The 14,199-nt window shown below is 64.9% G+C and carries 13 protein-coding genes; 12 read left to right on the top strand and 1 reads right to left on the bottom strand.

Annotation, left to right across the window (positions count from 1 at the left end; genetic code table 11):
- Positions 1 to 281 precede the first annotated feature (281 nt).
- From A3A5_RS0123740 to A3A5_RS0123730, 3 genes are read left to right on the top strand one after another with little or no spacing between them, the layout of a single operon-like run.
- Positions 282 to 1,334, top strand: coding sequence for a branched-chain amino acid ABC transporter permease (locus A3A5_RS0123740; protein WP_018312986.1), 1,053 nt, complete (start codon positions 282 to 284; stop codon positions 1,332 to 1,334).
- Positions 1,335 to 1,337: 3 nt separating this feature from the next.
- Positions 1,338 to 3,179 (top strand): ATP-binding cassette domain-containing protein, encoded by a 1,842-nt coding sequence (locus A3A5_RS0123735; protein ID WP_018312985.1) that lies wholly within the window; start codon positions 1,338 to 1,340, stop codon positions 3,177 to 3,179.
- A gap of 9 nt (positions 3,180 to 3,188) precedes the next feature.
- A complete protein-coding gene (locus tag A3A5_RS0123730; protein ID WP_018312984.1) occupies positions 3,189 to 3,932 on the top strand; it encodes an ABC transporter ATP-binding protein in 744 nt (247 codons plus the stop codon).
- 259 nt (positions 3,933 to 4,191) lie between these two features.
- On the opposite strand, the gene A3A5_RS0123725 is transcribed toward A3A5_RS0123730, so the two are convergent.
- On the bottom strand, positions 4,192 to 5,127 hold the full coding sequence (locus A3A5_RS0123725; RefSeq protein ID WP_026201051.1) for a LysR substrate-binding domain-containing protein: 936 nt from the start codon (positions 5,125 to 5,127) through the stop codon (positions 4,192 to 4,194).
- A 153-nt stretch (positions 5,128 to 5,280) separates the two neighbouring features.
- On the opposite strand from A3A5_RS0123725, the gene A3A5_RS0123720 reads away from it, so the two are divergent.
- The 9 genes from A3A5_RS0123720 to atpE all read left to right on the top strand — a co-directional run bounded on the left by A3A5_RS0123720 (position 5,281) and on the right by atpE (position 14,119).
- Positions 5,281 to 6,276: a tripartite tricarboxylate transporter substrate binding protein BugE gene (locus A3A5_RS0123720; protein WP_026201050.1), complete on the top strand. Its 996-nt coding sequence runs from the start codon at positions 5,281 to 5,283 to the stop codon at positions 6,274 to 6,276.
- 3 nt (positions 6,277 to 6,279) lie between these two features.
- The gene (locus tag A3A5_RS0123715) at positions 6,280 to 7,152 is read left to right on the top strand and encodes an N-formylglutamate amidohydrolase (protein WP_018312981.1); all 873 of its coding nucleotides are present in this window, start codon (positions 6,280 to 6,282) and stop codon (positions 7,150 to 7,152) included.
- 210 nt (positions 7,153 to 7,362) lie between these two features.
- Positions 7,363 to 9,321, top strand: coding sequence for a tRNA uridine-5-carboxymethylaminomethyl(34) synthesis enzyme MnmG (gene mnmG, locus A3A5_RS0123710; protein ID WP_018312980.1), 1,959 nt, complete (start codon positions 7,363 to 7,365; stop codon positions 9,319 to 9,321).
- A 21-nt stretch (positions 9,322 to 9,342) separates the two neighbouring features.
- On the top strand, positions 9,343 to 10,044 hold the full coding sequence (rsmG, locus tag A3A5_RS0123705) for a 16S rRNA (guanine(527)-N(7))-methyltransferase RsmG (RefSeq protein WP_018312979.1): 702 nt from the start codon (positions 9,343 to 9,345) through the stop codon (positions 10,042 to 10,044).
- Positions 10,045 to 10,128: 84 nt separating this feature from the next.
- The gene (locus A3A5_RS0123700; protein WP_018312978.1) at positions 10,129 to 10,902 is read left to right on the top strand and encodes a ParA family protein; all 774 of its coding nucleotides are present in this window, start codon (positions 10,129 to 10,131) and stop codon (positions 10,900 to 10,902) included.
- 14 nt (positions 10,903 to 10,916) lie between these two features.
- Positions 10,917 to 11,819, top strand: coding sequence for a ParB/RepB/Spo0J family partition protein (locus tag A3A5_RS0123695; protein ID WP_018312977.1), 903 nt, complete (start codon positions 10,917 to 10,919; stop codon positions 11,817 to 11,819).
- Between the two features lie 357 nt (positions 11,820 to 12,176).
- Complete coding sequence (locus A3A5_RS0123690; RefSeq protein ID WP_026201049.1) at positions 12,177 to 12,680, top strand: ATP synthase subunit I; 504 nt, start codon at positions 12,177 to 12,179, stop codon at positions 12,678 to 12,680.
- Positions 12,681 to 12,924: 244 nt separating this feature from the next.
- Complete coding sequence (gene atpB, locus A3A5_RS0123685; protein ID WP_026201048.1) at positions 12,925 to 13,791, top strand: F0F1 ATP synthase subunit A; 867 nt, start codon at positions 12,925 to 12,927, stop codon at positions 13,789 to 13,791.
- 61 nt (positions 13,792 to 13,852) lie between these two features.
- Complete coding sequence (gene atpE, locus A3A5_RS0123680) at positions 13,853 to 14,119, top strand: F0F1 ATP synthase subunit C (protein WP_013958389.1); 267 nt, start codon at positions 13,853 to 13,855, stop codon at positions 14,117 to 14,119.
- The last annotated feature ends 80 nt before the right edge of the window (positions 14,120 to 14,199 follow it).

Genomic DNA, 14,199 nt, shown 5'->3' with positions numbered 1-14,199 from the left:
GCCAGCCGCTCAGGCGACGCGTTTTTTGGTTACTTTTTGTCGCTCGGACAAAAAGTGACTCGCCGGCTACGCCGGCGAAACAGCCCACGCCCGCCAAGCCCGACAACCAACCGCATAGCAACAAAGCGAATCACCCACCCCCAAACCATACGCCTCCCGTTAGGGCTTGCCTGTATTTCCACATTAAGCAATCCGTTTACTATTGCGTAAATCCCAAAGCACATAGCACCCTGTCGGCCCCCATATGACGCAGGCAGGTATTTCCAAAAGACGGGGAGACAATGGACTTATCAATCGCCGCCATCCTGGCCCAGGACGGCATCACCTCGGGCGCGATCTACGCGCTGCTGGCACTGGCCCTGGTGCTGGTGTTCTCGGTGACCCGGGTCATCTTCATCCCGCAAGGGGAGTTTGTTGCCTACGGTGCGCTGACGCTGGCGGCGATGCAGGCCGGGCACGCGCCGCAGACCAGCTGGCTGCTGCTGGCGATGGGGGCGCTGACCTTCCTCTATGAAACCGTCACGGTGCTGCGCAGCGCCGAGTTGCGCCGCACACTGGGCCAGCGGCTGGCGGTGCTGGCCGGCAAGTACCTGGTATTCCCGCTCGCGGTGCACTGGCTGGCGCAGCAGTACGGCGCGCAGCCGCTGCCGATGCTGGCGCAGATCGCGCTGACGCTGCTGATCATCATCCCGCTGGGGCCGATGCTGTACCGGCTGGCCTACCAGCCGCTCGCCGAAGCCAGCACGCTGGTGCTGCTGATCGTCTCGGTCGGCGTGCACTTTGCGCTGGTGGGGCTGGGCCTGGTGATGTTCGGCGCGGAGGGCTCGCGCACCAATGCGTTCTCGGATGCGCGCTTCGACGTGGGGGCGCTCAGCATCTCGGGCCAGAGCCTGTGGATCGTGGGCGCGTCGGCGCTGCTGATCGCCGCGCTGTACTTCTATTTCGAGCGCACGCTGCAGGGCAAGGCGCTGCGCGCGACCGCGGTGAACCGGCTGGGCGCGCGCCTGGTCGGTATCGGCACCACGCAGGCGGGGCGCCTGTCGTTCACGCTGGCCGCAGCGATGGGTGCGCTGTGCGGCATCCTGATCGCGCCGCTGACGACCGTGTACTACGAGTCGGGCTTCCTGGTGGGCCTGAAGGGCTTTGTCGGCGCCATCGTCGGCGGGCTGGTGAGCTACCCCGTGGCGGCGCTGGGTGCGCTGCTGGTGGGGCTGCTCGAATCCTATTCGTCCTTCTGGGCCAGCGCGTTCAAGGAGGTCATCGTCTTCACACTGATCATTCCGGTGCTGCTGTGGCGCTCGCTGACGAGCAAGCATGTCGAGGAGGAGGAATAAGCCATGACCATGCTGACCGACAAGCAGGCGGCGGTGACCAGTGCCGAGGCAGGCAGCCGTGCGCGGCTGAACCGCAACCGGGTATTGGTGCTGGCTTTCATTGTGGTGCTGGTGTTGCTGCCGGCGCTGCCGACGCCGGAATTCTGGATCACGCTGGGCAACTACATCGGCCTGTACAGCATCGTGGCGATCGGGCTGGTGCTGCTGACCGGGGTGGGCGGCATGACCTCGTTCGGGCAGGCCGCGTTCGTGGGGCTGGGCGCGTACAGCACCGCGTACCTGACCACGCAGTTCGGGCTGTCGCCCTGGTTCGGGCTGCTGGTGGGGCTGGTGATCACGATGGCATCGGCCTATGTGATCGGGCTGATCACGATGCGAATGTCCGGCCACTACCTGCCGCTGGCGACCATTGCCTGGGGCCTGTCGCTGTTCTTCCTGTTCGGCAACCTGGAGTTCCTGGGCAAGTATGACGGCCTGAACGGGATCCCGGTGCTGTCGTTGTTCGGCATCGAGCTGCAGTCCGGCCGCTCGATGTTCTACCTGATCTGGGCGGTGGTGCTGCTGGCGGTGCTGGCGATGCAGAACCTGCTGAACTCGCGCCCTGGCCGCGCCATCCGCGCGCTCAAGGGCGGCGGCGTGATGGCCGAGGCCATGGGTGTGAACACCGCGTGGATGAAGGTGGTGATCTTCGTGGTGGCGGCGGTCCTGGCGTGCGTGTCGGGCTTCCTGTACGCGCACCTGCAGCGCGCGGTGAATCCGACGCCGTTTGGCCTGAACTACGGCATCGAGTACCTGTTCATGGCCGTGGTCGGCGGCGTGGGCCATGTGTGGGGCGCGGTGCTGGGCGCGGGCATCCTGACCATCCTGAAGGATGTGCTGCAGGGCGTGCTGCCCAGGCTGCTCGGTGCCAACGGCAACTTCGAGATCATCGTCTTCGGCGTGCTGCTGGTATTGCTGCTGCAATATGCGCGCGATGGCATCTGGCCGTTCCTGCGGCGTCTGGTTCCTTCGGGCCCGCCGGTACTGGCACCGGCGCAGGCCGAGGCCCTGGCCGTGCGCCAGAAGCCGGAGGCCGGCGACCTGATCCTGGATGTGCGCGCGGCACGCAAGGAGTTCGGCGGGCTGGTGGCGGTCAACGACGTCAGCTTCCACGTGCGCGCGGGCGAGATCATCGGGCTGATCGGTCCCAACGGCGCGGGCAAGTCCACGACCTTCAACCTCGTGACGGGCGTGCTGCCGGTCACGCGTGGCGAGGTGCGCTACCGCGGCGAGGTGATCTCGGGCCTGCCGTCGCGCGAGATCGTCAAGCGCGGCATCGGCCGCACCTTCCAGCACGTGCACCTGCTGCCGACCATGACGGTGCTGGAGAACGTGGCCATCGGCGCGCACCTGCGCGGCGATTTCCGCGCCCAGGGCGGCGTCTCGGCCGCGATCCTGCGCATGAACAAGGCCGAGGAAGAGAAGCTGCTGTTCGAAGCGAAGCGCCAGCTTGAGCGCGTGGGCCTGGCCGATTGCATGTACATGGAAGCCGGCAGCCTCGCGCTGGGCCAGCAGCGGATTCTTGAAATCGCGCGTGCACTTTGCTGCGACCCGGCGCTGCTCTTGCTCGACGAGCCGGCAGCGGGCCTGCGCTACAAGGAGAAGCAGGCGCTGGCCGAGCTGCTGCGCAAGCTAAAGGGCGAGGGCATGAGCGTGCTGCTGGTCGAGCACGACATGGACTTCGTGATGAACCTGACCGACCGGCTGGTGGTGATGGAATTCGGCACGCGCATTGCAGAGGGTGTGCCCGAGGAAGTGCAGAAGAACCCCGCGGTGCTGGAAGCCTATCTGGGTGGCGTGGAGTAAGGACCGGACATGAGCCTGATTCTCGAAGTGAAGGACCTCCACGTCCGCTACGGCAAGGTGGAAGCGGTGCACGGCGCCAACCTGAAGGTGGAGGCCGGCAAGATCGTCACGGTAATCGGCCCCAACGGCGCCGGCAAGTCGACCATGCTCAATGCGATCATGGGTGCGCTGCCGGTGACGGGGTCGTCGAGCGGCTCGGTGAGCTACCTTGGCCACGACATGGCCGGCATCCCGGTGGAGGGGCGCGTTGCGCGCGGCATGTGCCTGGTGCCGGAAAAGCGCGAGCTGTTTGCGTCGATGACGGTAGAGGACAACCTGCAGCTGGGCGCATTCCGCCGCAAGCGCGCCGGCGAGAAGAACTACCTGGACCAGATGGACGTGGTCTACGACCTGTTCCCGCGCCTGCGCGAGCGCGCCCGCCAGGACGCCGGCACGCTCTCCGGGGGCGAGCGCCAGATGCTGGCGGTGGGCCGCGCGCTGATGGCCAAGCCGCAGTTGCTGATGCTGGACGAGCCCAGCCTTGGCCTGGCACCGCTGATCGTGAAGGAGATCTTCCACATCATCAGCAACCTGCGCCAGACCGGCGTGGCCACGCTGCTGATCGAGCAGAACGCACGCGCCGCGCTGCAGGTGGCGGACTACGGCTATGTGATCGAGACCGGGGATATGGCAATGGAAGGTCCGGCCGACGAGCTGGCGGCGAATCCGAAGGTGATCGAAACCTATCTTGGACTGGCAAAAAAGGCGGCTTGATCCGCTCGGTTTTCGCCAGAGGAATGAGGGCCTGCGGATGCAGGCCCTTTTCTATTGGTGGTGTGAATAACTTTGGGGATAACCCAATTCAGAGGCGCTTTGGACTGATATCGCTACCGGTGCGCTGATGTAGGTACGCAAATATCCATGGGAGTGATTGGTGGCTATCAAGCCTAACGGATAACATCCATTCCAATAATAATCTGCGCGATATTATGTATCAGGTGAATTTGCATCTGCAAAATTCAGGTTGTGTAAGTTATGCCGTGAATAAAGTGTTGATAGCGCTGCCCATATCCTTCGCTGCGGTCTCCAGCAGCCAATCCCGGAAGCAGTTCAGCGCCGGATGGTCGCGCCGTTCCTTCGGCGCACACAGGAAATAGCCCCGTTGCAGCGTAATTGGCAGGTCAAACGGCGCCGTTACGCGTCCGGCGGCAATTTCGTCGCGCACCAGGCAGCGCTGCAGCACGGCGACGCCAATGTCGGCGCGCACCGCCTGGATCAGGATCGAGACCTGGTCGAACGCTGTGGATAACCTTGGCGCAGCGTTGGGTACGCCGGCCGCCTGCAGCCAGTTTTGCCAGTTCGCCGGCGCGGTGGTGTGGTAGAGCAGGGGCTCGTCCAGCAGCTCCGCGGGAGACTGCCAGCGGCCGGCCTCGCGCCGTGCCCGGGCGCGGTCCGGATGGCAGACCGGCACCATTTCTCGTCCCACCACATAGTCGGCCTGCAGGGCGGGCCACTTGCCGGCTTCACCTGCCAGGATGGCGGCGTCGGGGGAGGGGCCGGAGAGATCCTCGTCGCGCTGGTACGGGACGAAGTCCAGCCGTATTTCCGGATGGCGGCGATGGAAGTCCGGCAGGCGCGGCACCAGCCAGACGCTGGCCAGCGTGGGCACGACGGACAGTGTCAGGTGGTGCCGGCGGTCGCCGGCGCGCAGGGCGGCGCTGGCGTGCTCGATCGCGGCCAGCGGCTCGGCCACGGCGTCAAGCAATTGCCGGCCGGCATCGGTCAGCAGCAGCCGGTGGGCATTGCGCTGTAGCAGCGGCTGCCCGAAATGCGCTTCCAGCCGCGCGATGGCGCGGCTGATGGCACCCTGTGTCACGCACAGTTCGTCCGCTGCACGCGTAAAGCTGCCCAGCCGTGCCACGGTGGCAAAGGCGTGCAACTCGGACATCGATGGGGAATGCAGCCGCATGGCGGGGGAGGGGAGGAAGGGCGGGGCGGCTGCCGGAGCGGCCGCTGCAGGATGATCTTTGGTAATGCGAACGTGCAATATAGTCGTTTGTGCCCGCCCGGTAAACGGCTGACACTCGCCCGGTTCATGCACAAAACCAACAGGAGAAAACCCATGATCCGAGCCAGGATGTCCCGCCGCCAGTTGCTGCTGTCCGGTGCCGCCGCCGCTGCCACGCTGGCCTTTGCCGGCAGCGCTTTCGCGCAAGCCAACTACCCGACGCGCCCGATCCGCCTGATCGTGCCGTTCGCGGCGGGCGGCTCCACCGATCTGTCGGCGCGCCTGGTGTCAGAGTTTGCCGGCCGCGAGCTGGGTCAGTCGATCGTGGTCGAGAACAAGGGTGGCGCCGGCGGCTCGCTGGGCATGGAGCAGGTGGCCAGCGCCGCGCCCGATGGCTACACCATCGGCATGGCCACGGTCAGCACGCACGGGTCCAACCCCGCCGTATACCCCAAGCTCAAATACGACCCGATCAAGGACTTTGCCCCGGTCACCAACGTGGTGGCGATTCCCAGCGTGTTCGCGGTGCACCCCAGCGTGCCGGCCAAGACCATGCAGGAGTTCATCGCGCTGGCCAGGGCCAACCCGGGCAAGTACAGCTTTGCCTCGCCGGGGGCCGGGTCGCTGGGCCACGTCAACATCGAGAACTTCATGATGCTGGCCAAGATCGACCTGCTGCACGTGCCATACAAGGGCGCCGGGCTGGCGCTGAACGACGCCGTGGCAGGGCAGGTCAATGCCATCACCGACAACCTCTCGTCGACGCTGCCCCACGTGAAAGCGGGCAGGCTGCGCGCGCTGGCGGTGCTGGGCGGGGGGCGCTCGGCGCAGTTGCCCAACGTGCCGACCTATTCCGAACTGGGCTTCAAGGACATGGGCGATGGCGGCTGGTTCGGCATTGTCGCGCCTGCGAACACGCCGCCCGCCATCGTCGCCAGGCTGAACCAGGCGATCCACAAGGCCATGCAGAACCCCGAGTTCAAGCGCAAGGTGGAAGAATCCGGCGGCACGCTGGTGCCGACTACGCCGGAGCAGTTCAAGGCGCAGATCCAGCAGGCGATGGCGCGCTACGCCCGCGTGGCCAAGGCTGCCGATATCAAGCTGGACTGAGGCATGGCGGAAGCAATCAACCAAGGCGCTGCATTGCCGCCGGTGATCGTGCGGCTGCCGGAAGGGGAGGCGCTGCCGCTGGTATGCGACTCGCCGCACAGCGGTACCGCGTACCCGGCTGACTTCGGTGCGGCGATCCCGGCCGCGCGCCTGCGTGGCGGCGAGGATACCCACGTCGATGCCTTGTGGGAGGCCGTGCCCGCAGCAGGCGGTACGCTGCTGGCGGCCACCTTCCCACGGGTCTATATCGACCCGAACCGGATGCCCGACGACATCGATCCGGCCCAGCTCGACGGCACCTGGCCGACGGCGCTAGTCCCGGGGCCGAAGACGCAGCTGGGCTACGGCCTGATCTGGAGCCGGGTCGACGCCAGCACGCCGATCTATGACCGCCGCCTGTCCGTGGCGGAAGTGCAGGCCCGCATCGACCGCTACTACCGGCCGTACCATGCGGCGCTGGCCGAGGCTGTGGAGGGTGCCCACCAGCGCTTTGGCGCGCTCTGGCACCTGAACCTGCACTCCATGCCCAACAATGCCTACGAGCGGCTCAAGATCGCCAGCCCGCACCCGCTGGCGGACTTTGTGCTGGGCGACCGGGATGGCACCACCTGCGAGCCGGGGCTGGTCGACCTGGTCGAACGGGAACTGCGCGACATGGGTTACACGGTGGCGCGCAACGACCCGTACAAGGGCGTGCAGCTGATCGCGCAGATCGGCCGGCCGGCCGAGCGGCGCAATAGCCTGCAGATCGAGATCCGGCGGCCGCTGTATATGGACGAGGTGAGCCGCGAGCGCAATGCCGGGTTCGCCACCTTGCAGCGCGATCTTGGCAAGCTGACCGAGCAGGTTGCCGGCTATATCCGCGCGCAGCTCTGAGGCGCTTGTTCCACGTGAAACATCCAGCCGGGCCATGTGCCCGGCCTTTTTGTTTCACGTGGAACATAACGTCGCTTTCGAGCGACTTGCCAGGTATCGTCAACGCCATGTTTCACGTGAAACATGGTTACCGTCGGAAAGCGGCTAGTCGATTGCCGCTATAATTTCGCATTCCCGTATTTCCCGCCAGCCTCCCGGAGGAGGTGTCCCATGCTTTACCCAAAAGAATTCGATGTCATCGTCGTCGGCGGTGGCCATGCCGGCACTGAAGCTGCACTTGCCGCGGCCCGTATGGGCTGCCAGACGCTGCTGCTGACTCACAACATCGAGACGCTGGGCCAGATGAGCTGCAACCCGTCCATCGGGGGCATCGGCAAGGGGCACCTGGTCAAGGAAGTGGACGCCATGGGCGGTGCCATGGCCGCCGCGACGGACGAGTCCGGCATCCAGTTCCGCATCCTGAACTCCAGCAAGGGCCCGGCTGTACGCGCCACGCGCGCCCAGGCGGATCGCGTGCTGTACCGCAAGGCGATCCGCACAAGGCTGGAGAACCAGCCGAACCTGATGCTATTCCAGCAGGCGGTGGACGACCTGATGGTGGAGGGCGACCGCGTAGTCGGCGCGATGACGCAGGTGGGCATCGCCTTCCGCGCCCGCGCAGTGGTGCTGACCGCCGGTACCTTCCTGGACGGCAAGATCCACGTCGGGCTGGATAACTACACCGGCGGCCGTGCCGGCGACCCGGCAGCCGTGTCGCTGTCGGCGCGCCTGAAGGACCTGAAGCTGCCGCAAGGCCGCCTGAAGACCGGAACGCCGCCGCGTATTGACGGGCGCACCATCGATTTCTCGGTGATGGAAGAGCAGCCTGGCGACCTGAATCCGGTGCCGGTGTTCTCCTTCCTGGGCCGTCCGGAGCAGCACCCGCAACAGCTGCCGTGCTGGATCACCCATACCAACAGCCGTACCCACGACATCATCCGTGGCGGGCTGGACCGCTCGCCGATGTACACCGGCGTGATTGAAGGGGTAGGGCCGCGTTACTGCCCCAGCATCGAGGACAAGATCCATCGCTTTGCCAGCAAGGAAAGTCACCAGATCTTCCTGGAGCCCGAAGGCCTGACCACCAACGAGTTCTACCCCAACGGGATCTCGACCAGCCTGCCGTTCGACGTGCAGCTGGAACTGGTGCACTCGATCCGCGGGATGGAGAACGCGCATATCCTGCGCCCCGGCTATGCGATCGAGTATGACTACTTCGACCCACGCGGGCTGAAGGCATCGCTGGAGAGCAAGGCCATCCGCGGTCTGTTCTTTGCGGGACAGATTAACGGCACCACCGGCTATGAAGAAGCCGCCGCGCAGGGCCTGCTGGCCGGCATCAACGCTGGCTGTTATGTGCGCGAACGCGATGCGTGGACGCCGCGCCGCGACCAGGCCTACCTGGGCGTGCTGGTCGACGACCTGATTACCCGCGGTGTGACTGAGCCGTACCGCATGTTCACCAGCCGCGCGGAATTTCGCCTGAGCCTGCGGGAAGACAATGCCGATATGCGCCTGACTGAGGTCGGCCGTGAACTGGGCGTGGTCGACGACGCACGCTGGGATGCCTTCAATCGCAAGCGCGACGCTGTTTCACGTGAAACAGAGCGCCTGAAGAGCACATGGGTCAACCCGGCCATGCTGCCAGCGGAAGATGCCGTGCCGCTGCTGGGCAAGCCGATCGAGCGCGAGTACAGCCTGGCCGATCTGCTGCGCCGGCCAGAAGTCCGCTATGAAGCACTGATGGCGCTGCAGGGCGGCCGACATGCCCCGGGAACGCCGCTGGACGCCGAGCCGATGCTGGCAGAGCAAATCCGCGAGCAGATCGAGATCGGCATCAAGTACCACGGCTATATCGCTCGCCAGGCAGCGGAGGTCGACAAGCTGGAAGCCAATGAGTCGACGCGCCTGCCGGAAGGGCTGGACTACACCGAAGTGCGTGGCCTGGGCTTCGAGGTCAGCCAGAAGCTGAACCAGCATCGTCCGGAAACGCTGGGCCAGGCCTCGCGCATTTCCGGCGTGACGCCGGCCGCGATCTCGCTGCTGCTGGTGCACCTGAAGAAGAAGGGGCTGGGGCGCGCGCGCGCAGAATCGGGCGCACCTTCCGGCAACTCCGAAGAGGCCGCCTGAGTGCCCGCTCCGCGACACACCATGACCGACGACGCGACGCAGCGCCGTCGCCTTGAAGCCGGTCTGGCCGAGATCGGGCTGGCGCTGGCGCCGGCCCAGATCGACACCTTGTTTGCCTACCTGGCGCTGCTGCGCAAGTGGAACGGCGTCTACAACCTGACCGCAATCCGCCACCCCGATGAGATGCTTACGCATCACATGCTGGACTCGCTCGCCGCCGTGCCGGCACTGGCCGAAGCCGCGCGCGCCGCAGAGGTAGGGACGCCGGCGCAGGGCAGGGTACTGGACGTGGGCTCGGGCGGCGGCATGCCCGGCCTGCCGCTGGCCATCGCCTGTCCCGACGTGTCGGTGCTGATGGTGGACATTGTGCAGAAGAAGACCGCCTTTCTGACCCAGTGCCGTGCGCAACTCGGGCTCTCCAATGCCGCGGCACATTGGGGGCCGGTGGAAAAGCTGGACGATAACGATGGCTTTGCCGTGATCACCTCGCGCGCGTTTGCCGAGCTGACCGACTTCGTGAACCTGTCGGGCCAGCTTCTTGCACCGCACGGCAAGCTGATCGCCATGAAGGGTGTTTATCCTCAGGCCGAGTTGGACCGCATGGAAGCTGCCGGGCTGATGGCGCAATGGCAGGTCGATGCGGTGCCCCGCATCACCGTGCCCGGGCTGGATGCCGAGCGCCACCTGGTGGTGCTGTCGCGGCGCGCAAGCGCCCACGCATGACGTACGCCGCGGCGCTGCACGCAGCGCCGCGAACTGCCAGCCCCGCGCTGGCCGGATGAATTGAAGCAGGAGCCTCAGTAGCTTATGGCCAAGGTATTCGTGATTGCAAACCAGAAGGGCGGGGTAGGCAAGACCACCACCACGGTGAACCTCGCCGCCGGCCTGGCCGCGCAGGACCAGCGCGTGCTGCTGGTCGACCTGGACCCGCAGGGCAATGCCTCGATGGGTTCGGGCATCGACAAGCAGGCGCTGGAGCACAGCGTGTACCAGGTGCTGGTCGGCCTGGCCAGCATCAAGCTGGCGCGCCAGCGTTCCGAGACCGGCAGGTACGACGTGCTGCCCGCCAACCGCGAACTGGCCGGCGCGGAAGTGGAACTGGTCGAGCTGGACCAGCGCGAACGCCGCCTCAGGCAGGCCATCGAAGAGGTCAACGACGAATATGACTTCGTGCTGATCGACTGCCCGCCGTCGTTGTCGCTGCTGACGCTGAACGGCCTGTGCGCCGCGCACGGCGTGATCGTGCCGATGCAGTGCGAGTACTTCGCGCTGGAAGGGCTGTCAGACCTGGTCAATACCATCAAGCAGGTGCACGCCAACCTGAACCGCGACCTGCAGGTGATCGGCCTGCTGCGCGTCATGTTCGATCCGCGCGTCACGCTTCAGCAGCAGGTGTCGGCGCAGCTGGAATCGCACTTCGGTGAAAAGGTCTTCAAGACCCTGATCCCGCGCAATGTGCGGCTGGCAGAGGCGCCGTCCTATGGCATGCCGGGCGTGGCGTTCGATCCGTCATCGAAGGGCGCAAAAGCGTACCTGGATTTCGGCGCAGAGATGATCGCGCGCGTCAGGCAGCTGGGCTGAAGGAGAGGGCAAGCATGAGCACTGCAAAGAAAAAAGGCCTGGGCCGCGGTCTCGAGGCGCTGCTGGGCGGGCCGGCCGAAATCGTTGAATCGGTGAAGCAGGAGGGGGCGCCCACCGTGCTGCGCCTGACCCAGTTGCAGCCGGGCAAGTACCAGCCGCGCACGCGCATGGATGAAGGTGCGCTGCAGGAGCTCGCCGCCAGCATCCGCGCGCAGGGCCTGATGCAGCCGATCCTGGTGCGCCGCGTGGCCGAGCCTGACCGCTATGAAATCATCGCGGGCGAGCGGCGCTTCCGTGCGTCCAAGCTCGCTGGTCTGGACAAGGTGCCGGTGCTGGTCAAGGACGTGGCCGATGAAGCCGCGGCCGCGATGGCGCTGATCGAGAACATCCAGCGCGAAGACCTGAACCCGCTGGAAGAAGCGCAAGGCATCATGCGCCTGATCCGCGAGTTCAGTTTCACGCATGAGCAGGCGGCCGAGTCAGTCGGCCGTTCGCGCAGCGCGGTGTCGAACCTGTTGCGCCTGCTGAACCTGGCCGCGCCGGTGCAGACCATGCTGATGGCGGGCGACCTCGACATGGGCCACGCGCGCGCGCTGCTGGCGGTGGACGGCGCCAACCAGATCACGCTGGCCAACCAGATCGTGAACAAGCGGCTGTCGGTGCGCGAGACCGAGAAGCTGGTGGCGTCCACGCTCAAGCCGTTCGACCTGAAGTCGCTCAAGCAGAAGGGCGCCAACAACGTGCGCGACGTGGCACGGCTGGAAGAAGAATTGTCAGATGCGCTGGGCCTGGCGGTGCAGATCAGGCTGGGCGCGCGCGGCAAGGGCCAGCTCACCATCCACTTCAGCGACAACGACGCGCTTGAAGGCGTGCTCGTGCGCCTGCGCGAATCCACTGAAAAGCAGAAGGTCGCCTGAGGCAAGATGCGAAGGCGCACGTAACGTCGCGTGCGCAATTCGGTGCGATTAACGGCCATTGCCGCGATGACTGTTGCGTGTACGCTGCAGTGGCCGGTTCAAGGGCCGGCATGCGTACGGCGTGCCCGGTAATCCCTCATCATGCGCAGGGTTCGCTGCGCAATCCAATTACGTCAAACATTATTGCTGCGCAATTTTCGTGAAGCCATCATGGCATCGTGATGGCAACCGTTGTGCGCAACGCACTGCAAGCCAAATGTAAGCAGATTGACGCGAATCAGTAGTTCCCCTTAAAATCGTGCGGTTTGAATTCTGGTCGGGCCGAAAAGTTCCGGCCTGGAATGAGGCAGGCAGGTAGTGGTTCAAGACCGTCAGCAGCGAGGCGCCGGGTCCCGTCAGGAAGATGACTGGGACGACTGGAAAGAAGGCGCAGACCGTGAGGAAGAGGCTGTCGATCCGTTGTCGCACGCCGAGGCGGTGACGCTGTTTGGCGAGCGCGCGTTGCGCCCTTCGCGGATGACCCCGGGCAAGATTGTCCTGGCGCAGGTGGTGGTTTCCCTGCTGTCGGCACTGTGCTGGGCGCTGTTTGCGAAAGAGGCCGGGCCGTATGGGTGGTCGGCGCTGTTCGGCGGCATGGTGTGCTTCGTGCCGAGCGGATTCTTCGCCTTGCGGCTGTGGCTGGCGCGCGACCGGGCTTCGGTCGGCGGACTGGTGCTGGGCGAGGCGATCAAGGTCTTCGGCACGGTGGCATTGCTGGTGCTGGTCGTGGTGCTGTACCGGGATCTGCGCTGGGTGCCGATGCTGGTCACGTTCCTGCTGGCGCTCAAGACATATTGGGTGGTGGCCCTGGCGATGCGCTAGGCCAGCCGCTTGAAAACGGTGCTTCATCCGGAGGTGGGGCACCGAAACGGAATATCAAGAGTTTTTCGTGACGGTTTCACCGCGGATTTCATGGCAGTGACACCGGACACGGCCAAGGTTGGACCCCGCTTGCATTGCGGTGACCGGCGAATCCGCCGAAGGCAATGCAAGACGCGTACCGGGCGTTTGCCAGATAGTGGCGACGCGCGGCCTGAAGATTTCGCAATATACCGTTCGTATCGACATGTCTGATGCTACCCAAGGCGCCGAACACGCGCTGACACCCTCCGGCTATATCGCCGAACACTTGCAGAACTTGAACTCGGTCGGCGGCAAGCAAGCGTCGGTGGTCGATTTCTCCGTGCTCAACTACGACACGGTGTTCTGGTCCGTGCTGTGCGGCGCCATCGCCGTGCTGTTCCTGTACGTTGCCGCGCGCCGCGTCACTGCCGGCGTGCCGGGCCGCTTCCAGGCCTTCGTCGAGATGATCGTCGAGATGGTCGACGACCAGGCCAAGGGCATCATCCACGGCGACCGTTCGTGGATTGCGCCGCTGGCGCTGATGGTGTTCTGCTGGATCACCATGATGAACGCGATCGACCTGATTCCGGTCGACTGGGTCACCGGCCTGAACAGCCTGCTGGGCGTCTTCCACATTCATCTTCCCCACCACCGCGCAGTGGCCACGGCCGACCTGAACGGCACGCTGGGCATGTCGTGCTCGGTGCTGGTGCTGATGATCTACTACAGCTTCAAGATCAAGGGCACGGGCGGCTTCATGCACGAACTGTTCTCGGCCCCGTTCGGCGCCAAGTGGTACCTGGCCCCGTTCAACCTGGTCCTGAACCTGATCGAATTCCTGGCCAAGGCGGTTTCGCTCGGCATGCGGTTGTTCGGCAACATGTACGCCGGCGAACTCGTGTTCCTGCTGATCGCGCTGCTGGGCTCCATCTGGACGTTCAGCGCCGACCTGTCCGCGCTGGGCTTTGTCGGCCACGTGGTGGCTGGCACGGTATGGGCGATCTTCCACATCCTGATCGTCCTGCTCCAGGCCTTCATTTTCATGATGCTGACGCTGGTGTACATCGGCCAGGCTCACGATCACCACTGATTTTCGGTTTTTGGTTTTTTGGTTTTTTGGTTCTAAGTCTCTCTAAATTAAAGGAGTCATCATGCAAGCATTTCTCGCCAACATCCAGGGTCTGACCGCCATCGGTATCGGCATCATCATCGGCCTGGGCGCTATCGGCGCCTGCCTGGGTATCGCCCTGATGGGTGGCAAGTACATCGAAGCCTGCGCACGTCAGCCTGAGCTGATGAACCCGCTGCAAACCAAGATGTTCCTGCTGGCTGGCCTGATCGACGCTGCATTCCTGATCGGCGTGGGTGTTGCAATGCTGTTCGCCTTCGCCAACCCGCTGCTGGCTGTCATCAAGTAATTCTTTTCGGTCTGCATGATGCTGACGGGCGGCGCGGGCCACTTAGCCTGGCCGCCCTTGCGCATTTATCTGTAGTTTGA

The organism is Cupriavidus sp. UYPR2.512 (genome assembly GCF_000379565.1).
Lineage (GTDB): Bacteria > Pseudomonadota > Gammaproteobacteria > Burkholderiales > Burkholderiaceae > Cupriavidus.
This window is presented reverse-complemented; position numbering and strand designations above follow the sequence as displayed.